The following is a 15576-nucleotide window of genomic DNA, read 5'->3' on the forward strand; positions in this document are numbered from 1 at the left end:
AAAATCACGTTATTTATTTGGAATAAACTTCGGAGCAAAGCATGGCCAAAGAAATCGGCATCGTTAAAATCGCAACTGGCACCGTTACCGCCATTGCCGCCGACGGCAGTAAACGTATTTTGCAGGTCGGCGACCGCGTTTACCCAACCGATCTTTTGACCACTGCCGACGGCAGCACGGTGATGATACAACTTGCCAATGGCTCGTTTATTGATATGGGCGGCAACGACAGCATGCAGCTTGCTGCAGCGCTGCAGGAACAAGGCGAGCCGGGTCAGATCACCCAGAATCCGACACCCGCCGGTCCCAGCGCGGAAGATATTCAGGCGGCCTTACTGGCCGGCGCCGATCCAACCACAATAGCTGAAGCGACTGCCGCTGGCGGTGCGCCGGCAGCAGGAGGCGCGCCTGGGGCAGGTAACGAAGGCCATGTGCCGGTTATCGTCGAATATCTCAACCCTGTAGCACCGGTCACGAATGGTTTCGATACCACCGGTCCCAATGTCGCATTTCCGCCGATTGTGCCCGAAGTTTTGATTTTGAATCCGGAGCAGGCCGCTGCAACCTCCGGCAACCAGCCGCCGATTGCAGGCAATGACAGCGTTACAGGCTTAACACCCGGCAGCAGTGTTACGATCAACGTGCTGGGCAACGACAATGACCCGGATGGCACGCTCAACCCCGCCAGCGTGCAAATCGTCGGCAGTAATGGACCCGGTCAACCACTAGTTGTGCCTGGCCAGGGTATTTGGACTGTCGACACGATTACAGGCTCGATTACTTTTACGCCAACCCCCGGTTTTACCGGCAATCCGACTCTGATCACCTACACCGTCGAGGATGATTTGGGCCTGGAGTCCAATCCTGCCGAGGTCAGCATTGTTTACGTGCCTACTGTCACTGTCAGCGACGTCATCGTGGACGAAAGTGACGCTAGCTTACCCCCTGCCGAGACCGGCACTCTGCGTATTAACGGCCAAGCACCAACATCGGTTGTCTTGTCGGCCAGCGGGGCAACCTGGGACGCCGCTACACAAACCCTGACAGCCAGCGACGGCTCTTATCAGGTCGTTGTGAACAATGACAGTTATACCTTTACCTTGCTAAACGCTTTGACCCACATAAACACGGGCGCACCGGAATCGCCGGCTATTGGCTTTACATTTTCCGCGACGTTAACCGATCAGGACGGAAGGGTCGCCAATACGACGTTTAGTGCGAACGTGTTTGATGATGCGCCCTTCGTCAAAAACAGCAACGGGAATTTACAAGATGCCGCAGGTCAAACATTAACGGGCTTGATTGATTACGATCTGGGTTTTGACGGCTTTGGGAGTGCCGGTGGTGTAAATTTGACAAACAATAATGGGGCGTTAACGTCTCGAGCAGACGGTATTTCTTATTTGATTGTCGATAGCAACGGCGACCAGTTACAAGAACTTTATGCTTTTGTCGATAACGGTGCCCTGACGACCACATTTGCCGACCTCAGCGCTGACCGCATGGTATTTTCGCTGCTGCCGACAGTTAACGGCGCCGTAGATGGTGCGTACAAATTGGAATTGCACGATGTTTTGGATTTGCCTGCTGCGCCGAGCACCACTCTAGATTTTGGCAGCGCCGCGCTGGCTTTCGGTGCCGGAAAAGTTGCTGTAGGGAATTCTCTGCTTGTTGAGGGCAGCAACTTGTTTATCGACTCAGCAAACAATGACGTCGGTGTGGGTGATAGATTTTTGGATGCATCGGAAGTAATAACCTACAGGTTTGGTACTGTCGGCGGTTTCGATATTACATCTCCGCAATTAGTAAACTCGGTACAACTCAATGAAGCCGATGTTGGTAGTGCTTTGGATGTTTTTAGCTGGACAGCTTATAGGGGGCTAACCCAAGTTGATACTGGAACGGTTGTATTTAGCACGCCTGCTGGAGGTGGGCTTACGGACCCGATTGATGTGGTTGGTGGATACGACAGGCTGGAAATCCAGGTTAATTTTGGCAAGCTCGCGGTGGGAGGCCTGCAATATACCAGCGTAGCGCCACAAAACCTGCAATTACAATTTGGTTTTAATGCAACAGATGGTGATGGCGATAGCACCGGCGTTGGTAGCTTTACCGTCGATACCGGCGCATTGCTCAATACAGGCATCAGCAGTGTGCTGCCTGATTTGCAACACCCCGATAGCGTTATTCATTAATCAAGCGCATTTCGCAACAAAAAGCCGGCATAAGCCGGCTTTTTGTTGTCTGGGAACCAGCTTTAATCTGCTTTGCGCTGTTTTCCGTAGCCTACCATACCAATCAGACCAGACAAAAACAGCCATGTTGCGGCCGGCAAAGGTACTGCCGAAGTCGTATACGTAATAGTGGCTTGGACAAAAGGGTTGCTGCCTTGTCCAGCATTCAAGTCCGCGGTCACGTCAGGTGACAGCACCAAGGTGATAAGAATTTTGTTGTCCTGTGTCCAACTCTGCAATAAAGCACCCGGTAGCAGCGTGCTCCGCGACCACTCGACCAAATCGGCGTTTGTAACCGTGCTGTAATTGTTGGCGTCAACAAAGACAGCACTAGAGTTAACGGGTGGAGCAATAGGAGCGAATTTCAGATTGCTGATCACACTTTCGAATGTAACGGCGATGTTCTCAGGATTGGCAGTAGATGCGTTGATCGAGTAATCTCCGCGCGCATGGACAGTGAAGCTGCCGGCCACTAAATCCGCCAAAGGCGCATTATCAATAGCGAAAGTAAAAACCTGTCCATCCAGGGTTTGCTGGAACTCAGTGGAGGTAAAACTGACCAGCCCAGCACTAGCTTCTATGCTTGCCGTAGAAAGAAACAAGGCAACCAAGGGTTTAACTAGTTGATTACGCATAGGGATTTCCTTAAAAATGAGTACTGGCACAAATTTTACGTCATGTCGGCTTGCAAAGCCACCTGTACTTAAGGGCTGAAACTCATTAAATTCAATGCAATTCTGACCATACAATAACCTTTTGCCTGTTTCGAAAAACTAAACCGCTGCGTTTTTTGGCTACATCCAGGTTTTACCTGGATTCTAGCCGGATTTGCCGGTAGCGGATTACTAAAAAAATATGCTCAAACCAGTCATTTCGGGTATCCTTTTTAAGCTAATCCAACGTTTTCCAAGGTTCCGTAATGACCAACAATACCGATATTGCCGCCAAACACGATATTGATCCTGCTGAAACCCTAGAATGGATGGAGGCACTGCAAGCGGTGATAGAAAAAGAAGGCGGCGAACGTGCCAGTTTTCTGATTGAAACCCTGCTCAGTACCGCCAGACAAGCCGGCATGGACATTCCGTTCTCGGCTAATACGCCTTACATCAACACCATCCCGATAGATAGGCAACCCAAATTTCCCGGCAACACCGACATCGAACGCACCATCCGCTCTTACGTGCGCTGGAATGCAATGATGATGGTGTTACGCGCCAACAAATACACCAATGTCGGCGGCCATATCGCCAGTTTCGCGTCCGCCGTCACCTTGTACGATGTCGGTCAAAATCATTTCTGGAACGCTCCTTCGGACAAACACGGCGGCGACCTGATTTTCTCGCAAGGCCATTCCGCTCCCGGCACTTACGCTCACGCCTTTTTGTTGGGCCGTTTGAGCGAAGAACAAATGGACAGCTTTAGACAGGAAGTCGGCGGCAACGGCTTATCGTCTTATCCGCACCCTTGGCTGATGCCGGACTTCTGGCAATTCCCAACAGTTTCGATGGGTCTTGGTCCGATTATGGCGATTTACCAAGCCCGCTTCATGCGTTACATGCAAAACCGCGGTTTTGCCAACACCGAAGGCCGCAAAGTCTGGGCCTTCCTGGGCGACGGCGAAACCGACGAACCGGAAACCCTAGGCGCTATCGGCATGGCCGGTCGCGAAAAGCTGGATAACCTGATTTTCGTCGTCAACTGCAACCTGCAACGTCTGGACGGCCCGGTACGCGGCAACGGCAAGATCATTCAGGAGCTGGAAGCCAACTTCCGCGGCGCCAACTGGAACGTTATCAAAGTAATCTGGGGCCGGCGCTGGGATGCTATCTTGTCCCGCGACAAGGACGGACTGGTCGTCAAACGCATGATGGAATGCGTCGACGGCGACTATCAAACTTTCAAATCCAAGGACGGCGCCTATGTCCGGGAAAAATTCTTCAACACCCCGGAGTTGCAGGAATTGGTTAAAGATTACACCGACCGCGATATTTGGGAATTGAATCGCGGCGGCCACGACCCGATTAAAGTCTTTGCGGCATTCAACTCCGCAGTTAACCACACGGGTCAACCGACCGTCGTTCTAGCCAAAACCATCAAAGGCTACGGTATGGGTGACTCGGGACAGGCTCAAAACACCAGCCATCAACAAAAGAAGATGAGCATGGAATCGATCAAATACATTCGCGACCGCTATCAATTGCCGGTCAGCGACGAAGAATTGATCAATCTGCCTTACCTGCGTTTTGCGGAAGACTCTGCCGAACTGAATTACCTGCGTCAACGCCGCGTCGATCTGGGCGGCTATCTGCCGGCTCGCCGTACCAAGTCCTATCCGCTGGAAATTCCGGCCCTGTCAACGTTCAAAGCGTTACTGGAAGGCACCGGCGAAGGCCACGAAATTTCCACCACGATGGCATTTGTCCGCATCCTGAACATCCTGGTCAAGGACAAACAGATCGGCAAACGCGTCGTGCCTATCGTGCCCGACGAATCGCGCACCTTTGGGATGGAAGGCATGTTCCGTCAATTGGGCATCTGGTCGCAAGTCGGTCAGTTGTATACCCCGCAAGACGCCGAGCAATTGATGTTTTATAAGGAAGACAAACACGGCCAGGTATTGCAGGAAGGTATCAACGAAGCCGGCGGTCTGTGCGACTGGATTGCGGCCGGTACCGCGTATTCGACGCACGGCGTACCGATGATTCCGTTCTTTATCTATTACTCCATGTTTGGTTTCCAACGCGTCGGCGATTTGATCTGGGCTGCTGCCGATCAACGTACCCGCGGCTTCCTGCTGGGCGGCACCGCCGGCCGCACCACCTTGAACGGCGAAGGCTTGCAGCACGAAGACGGCCATAGCCATCTGATGTCCGCCACCGTACCAAACTGCTATTCCTACGATCCGACCTTCGCCTGCGAATTGGCGGTGATCATTCAGGACGGCTTGCGCCGCATGTATGTCGAGCAGGAAGACATCTTCTATTACATCACCCTGATGAACGAGAACTACGACCAGCCGGCCATGCCGGATGGCGCGGAAGCCGACATTCTTAAAGGTATGTATTTGTTCAAAAAAGGCCCCAACAGCAAAAAACCACGGGTGCAATTACTGGGTTCCGGCACCATCTTCATCGAAGTCATCGAAGCCGCCAAACTGCTGCACGATGACTGGGGCGTGGACGCCGATATTTGGAGCTGCCCCAGCTTTACCGAGCTGGCGCGCGACGGCCAAACCTGCGAGCGCTGGAACCGTTTACACCCGACCGAAAAACCGCGTGTCACGCATATCGAGCATTGCCTGGACAGCACCAAGGGTCCGATCATTGCCGCCACCGACTACATGCGCGTATTTGCCGAACAGATTCGGCCTTGGGTGAAACGCACTTACACGGTGCTGGGCACCGACGGTTTCGGCCGCTCGGACACCCGTGCCAAGCTGCGGAGTTTCTTCGAAGTGGACAGATACCACGTTACCGTCGGCGCATTACATAGTCTGGCGCAAGCCGGCGAGTTCGATGCCGCTAAAGTCGAGGTAGCGATTGCCAAATACAACATCAACCCTGACGCAACCGCTCCTTGGTTGATTTAACGGAAAGCAACATATGAGTTCTGTAATCGAAATAAAGGTCCCCGACGTCGGCAATGTCCCTGAAATCGACATCGTCGAAGTGCTGATCCAGCCCGGCGATGTGGTCGCGGTAGAGCAAACCCTGGCAGTGATGGAAACGGATAAAGCGACGATGGATTTACCATCCAGTGCGGCCGGCACCATCAAAACCGTGCATATCAAACCAGGCGATAAGGTCTCCGAGGGTACACTGATCGCCACGCTGGAAGTAGGCGACGCCGCCCCCGCAGCTCCCGCCGAACCGGCACCGGCAGTAACGCCTGCACCTATCGAAGAAGCCCCAGCTCCGGTTGCGGAAGCCCCAAAAGTAGAACCCGCTCAACCTGCCGCAGCGCCAGCTACGCCGGTCTTAACAAGTAACGAAGGGTTTAAAGCACACGCCACACCTAGCGTCAGACTGTTTGCCCGCGAATTGGGCGTGGACCTGAGCAAAATCCCAACCGGTAGCGGCCGTAAAGGCCGCATCCTGCAAGAGGATGTCAAAAACTTCGTCAAGCAAGTCATGGCCTCCGGCGGATCAACCGGTGGTGGCGCAGGTATTCCGGCTATTCCTGCCGTTGATTTCACCCAATTCGGCGAAATCGAGGAAAAACCGCTCAGCAAAATCAAGCGTCTGACCGGCCAAAATCTGACTCGCGTCTGGTTGAATTTGCCATTGGTAACGTATCACGACGAAGTGGCCATCGACGCGATGGAAGACTTCCGCAAGTCGGTCAACGCCGGCCTGGCGAAGGATGCTGTCAAAGTTACCGGCCTGATTTTCATCATGAAGGCCTTGGTCGCCGCGATGCAGAAATATCCGGCGTTCAACAGCTCGCTATCACCGGAAGGTGACAAACTGTATTTCAAAAAATACTTCCACATTGGTATTGCTGTCGATACTCCAAATGGTCTGGTCGTACCGGTCATTCGCGATGTGGATAAAAAAGGTATTTTTCAGCTGTCCGCCGAACTCGCCGAAAAAAGCGAATTGGCCAGAACCGGCAAGTTGAAACCAGCCGACATGCAGGGCGGTTGCATGACCATTTCCAGTTTGGGCGGCATCGGCGGCACCGCGTTTACGCCTATCGTCAACGCCCCGGAAGTAGCAATTTTGGGCGTGACTCGCTCCAAGATACAACCGGTGTGGAACGGCAAGGAATTCGAACCGAAACTGATGCTGCCGCTGGACATCACCTACGACCACCGCGTCATAGACGGCGCCGAGGGCGCGCGTTTCATGGAAGCATTGAAATCTTATCTGGGCGACATTCGGCGCTTGTTGCTGTAAACGGCAAGGATCAACTTTCTTGGGAGGCCCAGTATGCAAACACTGAATTTAGATAAACTACCGGATTTTGCCAGGCACGAATTGGAGGATTTTTATCAATTTTTGTTGCAAAAATACGCGGGGCAACAACAAGACCTTAAGGAATCAGCGCCGTTAGCGCCTCGCTTGGTTAAACCATTCGAGCCGCTGCCGCGCGAAGCGGTGTATGAGCGTTAACTGTTTTGTCGGCTCCAACGTCTGGCTTTATGCTTTCATGGATGAGAGTTCGCCCAAACACCAACAAGCTTTAAAGGTTATCGCACAGCCCGGCGTAATGCTTAGCACTCAAGTCGTGAACGAGGTCTGCAACAATCTGCAGCGAAAAGTTGGGTACACCGAACGGTTTACAGCTAATCAATCCCTTTGTTTGAGACCAATCTCGTGAAAATCGGCATTTTAATAGCGAGTAGTCAAAGTCATGGCCGAAAATCCTAGCAATCAAGGCGTTTATTTCCTGTCGTTATCGGTGGAAAACGTGCGCTGTTTTGCCGAGAAACAGACACTGGATTTGTCGGATGGCAGCGGCAGGCCTGCGCAGTGGACGGTGATATTGGGGGACAATGGCACGGGGAAATCGACTCTATTGGATGCGTTGACTAACTCAAAGCAAGGAATCAGGATAAAGCAAAGTCTGGCAAGAAATCCCTCTATTAATCCTTACATCGAATTCACGTATTCAATTGGCAATGGTCTGAAATTTACTGAGGATAAGCTTCTCGAAGAACGACATCGACTTAAGCCGCCTATTAAAGGACCTATCGATCTAACAAAGCCACCGTATCTTAAATATAAACAAGCGCTGTTTGTTTATAGTGCAAGCAGGAGATTAGAAAAAAAATATCAGTTCGATTTTGGTGAAGGTACCGAAGAATTATCTATCGGTGATGAAGATGAGTTGATCAATTCCGAAGAATGGCTCTTACAAACCGATTACATCGCCAATAAACCGTCTGAAATTCAGAAAATCTATAAAAACCGCCTGACGATTATCAGAGACACGCTGATTGCTTTATTGCCAGATGTCAGCGATATTCGCATTTCGACGCCCAGCGAAAAGTCACCAAACCCCAGAGTCGAATTCAATCTGCCCGACGGCTGGCTGTTGTTATCTCAGCTCAGTCTTGGCTATCAAACCATGACTGCCTGGATGGTGGATTTGGCAGCCCAATTATTCAAACATTATCCCAACAGCCCCAACCCCATCGCCGAACCGGCTGTTGTGTTAATCGACGAAATCGACCTGCACCTGCATCCCAAATGGCAGCGAACGATCATGGCTTATTTGAGCGAACGTTTCGTCAATACTCAGTTTATTGTTACCGCCCATAGCCCCTTAATCGTGCAGGCTGCGGAAAATGCCAATATCGTGGTGCTTAAGCGCGAAGGCGACTCGGTTAAAATTCATCAACATCCGCAAGACGTCAAAGGTTGGCGTATCGACCAGTTATTAATCAGCGACTTGTTCGATTTGCCCAGCGCCCGTTCGCCGCATTATGAAAACCTGTTGAACCAACGCCGGCAGATTTTGAGCCAAGCGCAATTGACCGATACCGATCAAGCCAAATTGTCTGAACTGGAATGTCAAATAGGAGAACTGCCCACAGCGGAAACCCCCGAAGATATTGACGCGATGAATATTATTCGCCGTGCGGCGGAGCTGTTGAAATAGGTCCGATGATTTTTATCCAGCGCAGCCAGGAACCCGCCGTATTGCAAAACAAGGGTAAAGCAGAACAACAGGCTTTTTGTGAGGCTTATGATGCTGGCAAACGCGAATTTAAATTCGATAGTGCGATTTACGGAAATCCCACCGTTAAAACCGCGTTATTAAAAATGCAGTGTGACAAGTGCTGTTTTTGCGAGTCGAAAATTTCCCATATTAGTTATGGCGATGTGGAGCATTACCGGCCCAAGGGCGGCTACAAACAAGCGGAACAGGACGAATTTCATGCTCCTGGCTATTATTGGTTGCCTTATACTTGGGAAAACTTGTTACTGAGCTGCACCTTATGCAATCAACAATTTAAGAAAAATCTGTTTCCTTTGTTGGACCCGCAGGAGCGAGCACTTAACCACCACGACGACATTACGTTGGAACAGCCACTGTTAATCAACCCTTCCGCCACCGATCCTCGGCAATATATCGGCTTTCGGCAAGAGATTCCCTATGCGATTGACGGCAATATCTACGGCAAAGCAACGATTGCTGTTGTGGGATTAGATAGAGAAGCGTTGAATGAAAAGCGGCGTAGCCACCTTGCGTTGATTAATCAATTAATTGCGGTGATAAAACTTGCGAACAAGCAACTCGAAAACACTGAACTTCAATCGGTAGCCGCGCAAGCAAAACAAATAATTGCCGAAGCGATATTACCAACGGCGGAATATTCGGCCATGATAAATGCACAATTACCGGCATTACACTGACGGCTTAAGCCTGCCGGACGATTTTGAATTGATAAAATAACCTAAATAGACATCCTCACTGGAGACAAATCCTATGACTAATTCCGTTACACACGCCGAAGTCTTGGTTCTTGGCGGCGGCCCCGGCGGTTACACCGCTGCCTTCCGTGCCGCTGATTTGGGCAAACAAGTGGTATTGGTCGAACGCTATCCGGTTCTGGGCGGTGTTTGCTTAAATGTTGGCTGCATTCCTTCCAAAGCCCTCCTCCATACAGCCCAAGTGATTCATGAAGCGGAAGCGATGGCGGAACACGGCGTCAGTTTCGGCAAGCCAAACATTGACTTGGACCAAATTCGTGCCTGGAAACAAAGCGTCAGCCAAAGCCTGAATCAAGGCTTGGGCAAACTGGCCAAGCAACGTAAAGTCACTGTAATCCATGGCGTGGGTAAATTTGCCACCGCCAACAGCTTAACGGTGACCAGCGAGGCCGGCGTGCAAACCGTCACCTTCGACAATGCCATCATCGCCGCCGGCTCGCAGCCAACCAAAATCCCCAGCTTTCCGCATGACGATCCTCGCGTTTGGGATTCCACCGACGCACTGGAATTGAAATCAGTACCGGAAGAACTATTGATCGTCGGCGGCGGGATTATCGGCCTGGAAATGGCGACTGTTTACCATGCGCTGGGTTCGAAAATCAGCGTGGTAGAATTGATGGATCAGATTATCCCCGGCTGCGACAAAGACTTGGTCACGCCACTGCAACGCAAAATCAAAAAGCAGTATGAAAACCTGTGGCTACAAACCAGCGTTAAGGCGATGGAAGCTACCGATGCCGGCATTAAAGTCACGATGGAAGGCAAAGGCGCACCGGAATCCGAAGTGTTCGATGCGGTATTGGTGGCAGTCGGTCGCCGCCCCAACGGTAAACTGATAGACGCCGATAAAGCCGGCGTGAACGTCGACGAGCACGGTTTTATCCCGGTCGATAAGCAAGGCCGTACCAACGTCAACAATATTTTCGCAATCGGCGACATCGTCGGCAACCCGATGCTGGCCCACAAAGCCACGCACGAAGGTAAAATCGCTGCAGAAGTCATCGCTGGCCATAAAGCCGGTTTCGATGCACTGACCATTCCTTCGGTAGCATATACCGATCCCGAAGTAGCATGGATGGGCCTAACCGAAACCCAGGCGCAGCAGCAAGGCGTGGAATTCAACAAAGCCGTATTCCCTTGGGCCGCCAGTGGTAGGTCCCTGGCGCTGGGCCGTAGTGAAGGTATTACCAAAATCCTGACCGACAAAACCACCGGCCGTGTTCTCGGCGCCGGCTTTACCGGGCCAGGTGCCGGCGAATTAGTGGCTGAAGCTGTGTTGGCTTTGGAAATGGGCGCGGACGCTACCGACATCAGCCTCAGCATCCATCCGCATCCAACCTTATCGGAAACCTTTGCATTTGCGGCGGAAATGATAGAGGGGACGATTACCGACCTGTATGTAAAGAAATAGTGCTTATTTTGCTAAACGCAAAATTCGTGAGTGGGTTAAACGGCAGCCTGCTATTTTTTGGCGAGAACGCCGACATCATATAGGAAGGAACAGCGAGTGGAAAAATTTGTCTTTGGGGCTGGCGAAGATGACAGAAAAAGGTTGCTGAATTTCGTTGATGCTCTGCAGCAGTTTTTAGAGAAGGTGATAAATAACGGCGAGTATTTTCAGCCGAAATTTCGCGACGATTATAAAAAAGCCTGGATCGAGCTTAATCCGAATTTTTCGGCGTTAAAAGACGGCTTGCAACGTGCTGAAACCCACACCTTGTTAGCGCAAGGCTTATTGGGAACGCAGCTAAATCTAAAGCTCGCCGTCATCAATCATTTTTTAGGCGAGTTTTTGCTTTACGGAATAGAAATTATCGGCGGCCACAAACTGCTTGAAAGACTTTTGGGTGTTGTCAGCAAATTACTGGCAAACATGGCAACCGCAGTGGGCACCGGCTTAGCCATTCAGAGCTTCGTAGATTTTCTTGTTGCCATGATCAAGGAAGACAGCTAGTGATTGTTCGCTTAGGCAATGCCTAAGCGAACGAAACCCGAACCACTAAAACGCTATTCAAGCGGCTTTCTTAACTTCTACGCCTCTAGCCAACAAGCCATCTCGACCTTTCTCCGCCAAAGCCAGGATTTGATAAGCCAAATCTTCGGCGATATTCAATTGCTTTAAAGAGGCGGCCAAATGCTCCATCACGATGTCGTAATGGAAATCTTCAGGACCGAGCTTGATCAAAAAACTATGAGCCGGCGTTAACAACGTGATGCTTCTTATCTCTTGCCCGCCAACGATATCCAGCAGGAAGGCAAAATCGTTGCCGGTAACCAAACTCGGTTTGGCGTTGGTGCGGGCAAACGCTGCCGTAAAATACCCATCCAATGCCTCTAATACTCTCTCATCGGCACTATTGAAACTATTGAAGTAAGCTTTCAAATAGGCTTTTAGCGCATCAGCCTGCTCAGCAGCCGGGCGGGTGAAGAAGAAGCGGTTAATCCGATAGTCGTCCAGCATTTTTGCATAAAACACATCGACTATTTTACCCATCAGGACGTGGTCGCTGAGAGCGGCGCGCAAGGCATGGATCTGAGGTGCTACAGTTGCGTTCATATTTTTCTCCGGATGATAGTTTTAATATACATCCCGAGCTTTCCAGTCACGGTGTTTTTGTCAACCTTTTAACCGGATTAACGCTATACAAAAGCCATACACGTAACTTTGCAAATACTAACCAGCTGACAAAGCGCCTAAAGCCCAAACGGCACTATTTTTTCGGCACATAGCCTTCCGGCAACTCGAAACCACCGGCAAACAAAAACTTCTCGCGCTCGGCTTCCAATATTTTTTTCGCAGCCGGATCGAAACTGGACAGCCGCTGCTCGTTAATTATCATGGTTTGCATCGCTAACCAGTCCTTCCAGGCCTGTTTTGACACATGCTCGAAAATGCGTTGGCCGTTGACACCCGGAAACGGTGGCGCATCCAGACCCTCAGCCTCAACGCCCAGTTTTACGCATTTAATCATTCTCGTCATTTTGATCCTCTGTGACATGTTGTTGCAGCAGACGCTTGATCGGCGCCGGCAGACCTAAAGTATTAATCTCGGCGGTTTTATACCAAACCGCCCGCTCGCCTTCCATCACATTGTTTATGGGGTTTTCCAACTTTGCCAGGATCGGTGTGTAGTCCAGATGATAATGCGAGAAACTGTGGCGCTGGTCTGGTAAAGTCTGCAACGCATGCATTCGGTAATTGCGTTGCAGGCACCAGTCTTGCAAAGCCTGGGGATCGGCAAACTCCGGCAGACTCCATAGCCCACCCCAAATACCGGTCGGCGGCCGCCTTTCCAGTAAAATCCGATTTTCCTTGTCTAGCAGCAGCAAAAAATATAATTGTTTGACCGGTACGTCCTTGCGAGGCTTGGAGCCTGGTAACTGTTTTACTAAGGCCAACTGCCTGGCCTGACAGCCTTCTGCAACGGGACAGATCTCGCATAGCGGCTTACTACGGGTGCAGAGCGTAGCGCCCAAATCCATCATTGCCTGGGTGTAGTCGCCGGTTCTTTGCGTCGGCGTATAGCGCTGACTAATTTGCCAAAGCTGCGCAGCCACTTTATTGTCACCTGGCCAGCCATGCACGGCATGAAACCGCGCCAACACGCGCTTGACGTTGCCGTCCAATATGGGCTGGCTTTGCCCGCAAGCGATGCTGAGTATCGCTCCCGCAGTGGAGCGGCCGATGCCAGGCAAGGCACTTAGCTCTGCGACGGTTTGCGGGAATACGCCGGCATTGCCGGCAACGATTTGCGCGGTTTTGTACAGATTTCTGGCGCGCGCATAATAGCCAAGCCCGGACCAGTGCTGTAAGACTTCGTCCAGTTCTGCGCTTGCCAGGCTTTGCACCGTCGGAAACCTGGCGACGAAGCGATTGAAATATGCAATCACGCTGACTACTTGCGTTTGCTGCAACATAATCTCCGACACCCACACTCGATAAGGATTAATGTCCAGTTGCCATGGCAAATCCTTGCGGCCATGGCTATCAAACCAATTAAAGAGCTTTTGTTGGAATTGTTCGGGGGACATGTCGATTGGGGGAAGGGAAAAATCAATTAGGCATAGCCGCCGAATAGTACCGTAAAGGATTTAGATAAGGCAAAAGCCGTTTTGCGCCTGTGATATCCGAGCCGGAAATAGCCAGACAATGCTTGAGTACCCTGCCAGGTTGTTTAGCAAGGAAGATTATCCGCTTTTTTGTGTGATATTCTCTATTTAAGGAATCAAGCCCGTCCAACGAGCTAAATGATTGATCAAATTCAGTCCCCTACAAACAGGAGTTGCAATGCTTATGTTTTCTCTGATTTCCTCATCTAGCAACGCATGGCAGCGGGCCGCCCAGCTATTCATTACCATTGCCAGCATCCTGACAATAGGCCAGCTCATTACACTAGTACCGGTAATGACGGAATTGGAAGTGGCCGGCGTATTCAAGGCCGCGGCCGTAGTCTGGTTTTTCGCCAGGCTGGCGGCATTAATCTTGTTTTATTTTTTTGCCGGCTACGTGATAGAAGCCATTCCCAATAGCGGCGGTGCGTTGTCGTTTGCCAAGGGCATTGCTGAGCCACTAACCGCTCTGTTGATTTTGATTACCGTACAGGCATTGTTTTGGGAATTATTGGCGCCGTTCGTCGATAGCTTAGGTAGAACGATTTACCATAGTAGCGCGATCATTCTGATCGTAAGTGTCAGTATTTGGTTTGTGGTCAGGGCGTATAGCCATGCAACTTACTTGGTCGATACCGTTGCCAAGCTGGTTGAAATGTTATCAAGGCTTCTCCCCCAACAAAAACTGACCTGTCAGCAATGCGGCGCCGACATTAGCGCAAATACTCATTTTTGTAATGCCTGCGGACATAAAACCCAATCATCCAATACATGTCCCGCGTGCGAAGCGCATGTTTCGGTTGATCAACAATATTGCCAAAATTGCGGATCTAAGCTTGGCAATACAACAGTTACGGACAGCTGAGGAAAGCTAGATCTACAGCTGAAGTCGCGTTGCTCATTCGATAGCTTGACCACACAGCAAAAATCGCCGATGAGTTGATAGGCTCCAAGCCGCCATGGTCAGCACAATTGCCGGCTACCTGTTCCAACTTATTGCATACCAAAGGCAATAGCCTTATGAACCAGCCCGCACTAGCGGCAAGGCTGGTACCAAATTAAATTTGCCAGCTTTTTGAGTTTTGGCAGATCACTCGGAAAGGCGCTTGGCTACTCGCTGATAAGCTTCCTTCAACTCCTCTCCAACGATTTTGGCCTTGGCGATGTACTCTTCGGAAGTCTCTATCGATTCGTCGGCAATTTCAGCGGCTTTACTTTTAATCTGCAACCACTGTTTTTCCGCTTCTGCAAATTCATCCTTGGCATCCATTGAAGCCAGATGCAACTTCAGTTGCAATTCCTCGCGAACCGAATCCAGATTAACGAGCAAACTTTCAAATTCGTTTTTTAATGACATGCCCCACCTCTTTGCTTGATTAAAATTACAAAGTCTTTTGGACCATTGCGGACAATTAAAGTTTAGTCTGCTGAATGCTTTGCTAGAAGCTTTTAAAAGCAATCCAGTGCGTTGAAATGAAACGGGGGAAGAACGAAAGTGGAAACCGCGGTTGATTTCCACTCTATCTAACAAAAAAGCCGTAGGTACCAATTGGCAACTACGGCTTAATCTTTAAACGATGGTTACTTCTTCGGCTTGTGGGCCTTTAGGGCCGCGGCCCAATTTGAACTGTACATGCTGACCTTCGTCCAGCGTTCTGTAGCTGTTGTTTGGGTTCAGAATGTTTTTGAAATGTACGAAAACGTCAGGGCCTTGTTTTTGTTCGATAAAGCCGAAGCCTTTGTCTGCGTTAAACCATTTTACGACGCCAGTTGTCATTGTAGACATA

At 50.6% G+C, this 15576-nt stretch carries 15 protein-coding genes; 9 read left to right on the forward strand and 6 right to left on the reverse strand.

Annotated features, from left to right (window positions below; genetic code table 11):
- Positions 1–41 precede the first annotated feature (41 nt).
- The gene (locus JWZ98_RS21130; protein ID WP_205451705.1) at positions 42–2195 is read left to right on the forward strand and encodes a retention module-containing protein; all 2154 of its coding nucleotides are present in this window, start codon (positions 42–44) and stop codon (positions 2193–2195) included.
- A gap of 62 nt (positions 2196–2257) precedes the next feature.
- On the opposite strand, the gene JWZ98_RS21135 is transcribed toward JWZ98_RS21130, so the two are convergent.
- Positions 2258–2869 (reverse strand): VPLPA-CTERM sorting domain-containing protein, encoded by a 612-nt coding sequence (locus JWZ98_RS21135; protein WP_205451707.1) that lies wholly within the window; start codon positions 2867–2869, stop codon positions 2258–2260.
- A gap of 284 nt (positions 2870–3153) precedes the next feature.
- On the opposite strand from JWZ98_RS21135, the gene aceE reads away from it, so the two are divergent.
- From aceE to JWZ98_RS21170, 7 genes are all read left to right on the forward strand, one after another.
- On the forward strand, positions 3154–5826 hold the full coding sequence (gene aceE, locus JWZ98_RS21140; RefSeq protein ID WP_205451715.1) for a pyruvate dehydrogenase (acetyl-transferring), homodimeric type: 2673 nt from the start codon (positions 3154–3156) through the stop codon (positions 5824–5826).
- Positions 5827–5839: 13 nt separating this feature from the next.
- On the forward strand, positions 5840–7135 hold the full coding sequence (gene aceF, locus JWZ98_RS21145) for a dihydrolipoyllysine-residue acetyltransferase (RefSeq protein ID WP_205451717.1): 1296 nt from the start codon (positions 5840–5842) through the stop codon (positions 7133–7135).
- A gap of 33 nt (positions 7136–7168) precedes the next feature.
- Complete coding sequence (locus JWZ98_RS21150; RefSeq protein WP_205451718.1) at positions 7169–7351, forward strand: hypothetical protein; 183 nt, start codon at positions 7169–7171, stop codon at positions 7349–7351.
- 241 nt (positions 7352–7592) lie between these two features.
- Positions 7593–8843: an AAA family ATPase gene (locus JWZ98_RS21155; RefSeq protein WP_205451720.1), complete on the forward strand. Its 1251-nt coding sequence runs from the start codon at positions 7593–7595 to the stop codon at positions 8841–8843.
- A 5-nt stretch (positions 8844–8848) separates the two neighbouring features.
- Positions 8849–9601 carry a hypothetical protein gene (locus JWZ98_RS21160; protein WP_051670268.1) on the forward strand — a complete coding sequence of 251 codons (753 nt, stop codon included), beginning with the start codon at positions 8849–8851 and terminating at the stop codon, positions 9599–9601.
- Positions 9602–9674: 73 nt separating this feature from the next.
- Positions 9675–11090, forward strand: a complete 1416-nt coding sequence (gene lpdA / locus JWZ98_RS21165) for a dihydrolipoyl dehydrogenase (RefSeq protein WP_205451722.1) — start codon at positions 9675–9677, stop codon at positions 11088–11090.
- A 96-nt stretch (positions 11091–11186) separates the two neighbouring features.
- Complete coding sequence (locus tag JWZ98_RS21170) at positions 11187–11633, forward strand: hypothetical protein (protein ID WP_033158250.1); 447 nt, start codon at positions 11187–11189, stop codon at positions 11631–11633.
- A 57-nt stretch (positions 11634–11690) separates the two neighbouring features.
- Here the strand turns inward: JWZ98_RS21170 and JWZ98_RS21175 are convergent, their stop codons facing one another.
- The 3 genes from JWZ98_RS21175 to mutY all read right to left on the reverse strand — a co-directional run bounded on the left by JWZ98_RS21175 (position 11691) and on the right by mutY (position 13711).
- Positions 11691–12236, reverse strand: a complete 546-nt coding sequence (locus JWZ98_RS21175; protein WP_205451724.1) for a hypothetical protein — start codon at positions 12234–12236, stop codon at positions 11691–11693.
- A 154-nt stretch (positions 12237–12390) separates the two neighbouring features.
- On the reverse strand, positions 12391–12660 hold the full coding sequence (locus JWZ98_RS21180) for an oxidative damage protection protein (RefSeq protein WP_205451726.1): 270 nt from the start codon (positions 12658–12660) through the stop codon (positions 12391–12393).
- A complete protein-coding gene (gene mutY, locus JWZ98_RS21185; protein WP_205451727.1) occupies positions 12644–13711 on the reverse strand; it encodes an A/G-specific adenine glycosylase in 1068 nt (355 codons plus the stop codon). The genes JWZ98_RS21180 and mutY overlap by 17 nt, the downstream gene beginning before the upstream one ends.
- Positions 13712–13967: 256 nt before the next feature.
- Here mutY and JWZ98_RS21190 point away from each other — a divergent pair, with 256 nt between their 5' ends.
- Complete coding sequence (locus JWZ98_RS21190; protein ID WP_205451729.1) at positions 13968–14654, forward strand: zinc ribbon domain-containing protein; 687 nt, start codon at positions 13968–13970, stop codon at positions 14652–14654.
- A 225-nt stretch (positions 14655–14879) separates the two neighbouring features.
- Here the strand turns inward: JWZ98_RS21190 and JWZ98_RS21195 are convergent, their stop codons facing one another.
- On the reverse strand, positions 14880–15146 hold the full coding sequence (locus tag JWZ98_RS21195; RefSeq protein WP_020484270.1) for a hypothetical protein: 267 nt from the start codon (positions 15144–15146) through the stop codon (positions 14880–14882).
- A 213-nt stretch (positions 15147–15359) separates the two neighbouring features.
- Complete coding sequence (locus JWZ98_RS21200) at positions 15360–15566, reverse strand: cold shock domain-containing protein (protein WP_033158255.1); 207 nt, start codon at positions 15564–15566, stop codon at positions 15360–15362.
- Between the last annotated feature and the right edge of the window lie 10 nt (positions 15567–15576).

The organism is Methylomonas sp. EFPC1, from assembly GCF_016925515.1.
Lineage (GTDB): Bacteria > Pseudomonadota > Gammaproteobacteria > Methylococcales > Methylomonadaceae > Methylomonas > Methylomonas defluvii.

Coding starts and splice junctions, on each gene's coding strand:
- JWZ98_RS21190 (WP_205451729.1), top strand. CDS start 13,968: ATGCTTATGTTTTCTCTGATTTCCTCATCTAGCAACGCATGGCAGCGG.
- JWZ98_RS21155 (WP_205451720.1), top strand. CDS start 7,593: ATGGCCGAAAATCCTAGCAATCAAGGCGTTTATTTCCTGTCGTTATCG.
- JWZ98_RS21175 (WP_205451724.1), bottom strand. CDS start 12,236: ATGAACGCAACTGTAGCACCTCAGATCCATGCCTTGCGCGCCGCTCTC.
- aceF (WP_205451717.1), top strand. CDS start 5,840: ATGAGTTCTGTAATCGAAATAAAGGTCCCCGACGTCGGCAATGTCCCT.
- mutY (WP_205451727.1), bottom strand. CDS start 13,711: ATGTCCCCCGAACAATTCCAACAAAAGCTCTTTAATTGGTTTGATAGC.
- aceE (WP_205451715.1), top strand. CDS start 3,154: ATGACCAACAATACCGATATTGCCGCCAAACACGATATTGATCCTGCT.
- JWZ98_RS21200 (WP_033158255.1), bottom strand. CDS start 15,566: ATGACAACTGGCGTCGTAAAATGGTTTAACGCAGACAAAGGCTTCGGC.
- lpdA (WP_205451722.1), top strand. CDS start 9,675: ATGACTAATTCCGTTACACACGCCGAAGTCTTGGTTCTTGGCGGCGGC.
- JWZ98_RS21150 (WP_205451718.1), top strand. CDS start 7,169: ATGCAAACACTGAATTTAGATAAACTACCGGATTTTGCCAGGCACGAA.
- JWZ98_RS21160 (WP_051670268.1), top strand. CDS start 8,849: ATGATTTTTATCCAGCGCAGCCAGGAACCCGCCGTATTGCAAAACAAG.
- JWZ98_RS21180 (WP_205451726.1), bottom strand. CDS start 12,660: ATGACGAGAATGATTAAATGCGTAAAACTGGGCGTTGAGGCTGAGGGT.
- JWZ98_RS21135 (WP_205451707.1), bottom strand. CDS start 2,869: ATGCGTAATCAACTAGTTAAACCCTTGGTTGCCTTGTTTCTTTCTACG.
- JWZ98_RS21130 (WP_205451705.1), top strand. CDS start 42: ATGGCCAAAGAAATCGGCATCGTTAAAATCGCAACTGGCACCGTTACC.
- JWZ98_RS21195 (WP_020484270.1), bottom strand. CDS start 15,146: ATGTCATTAAAAAACGAATTTGAAAGTTTGCTCGTTAATCTGGATTCG.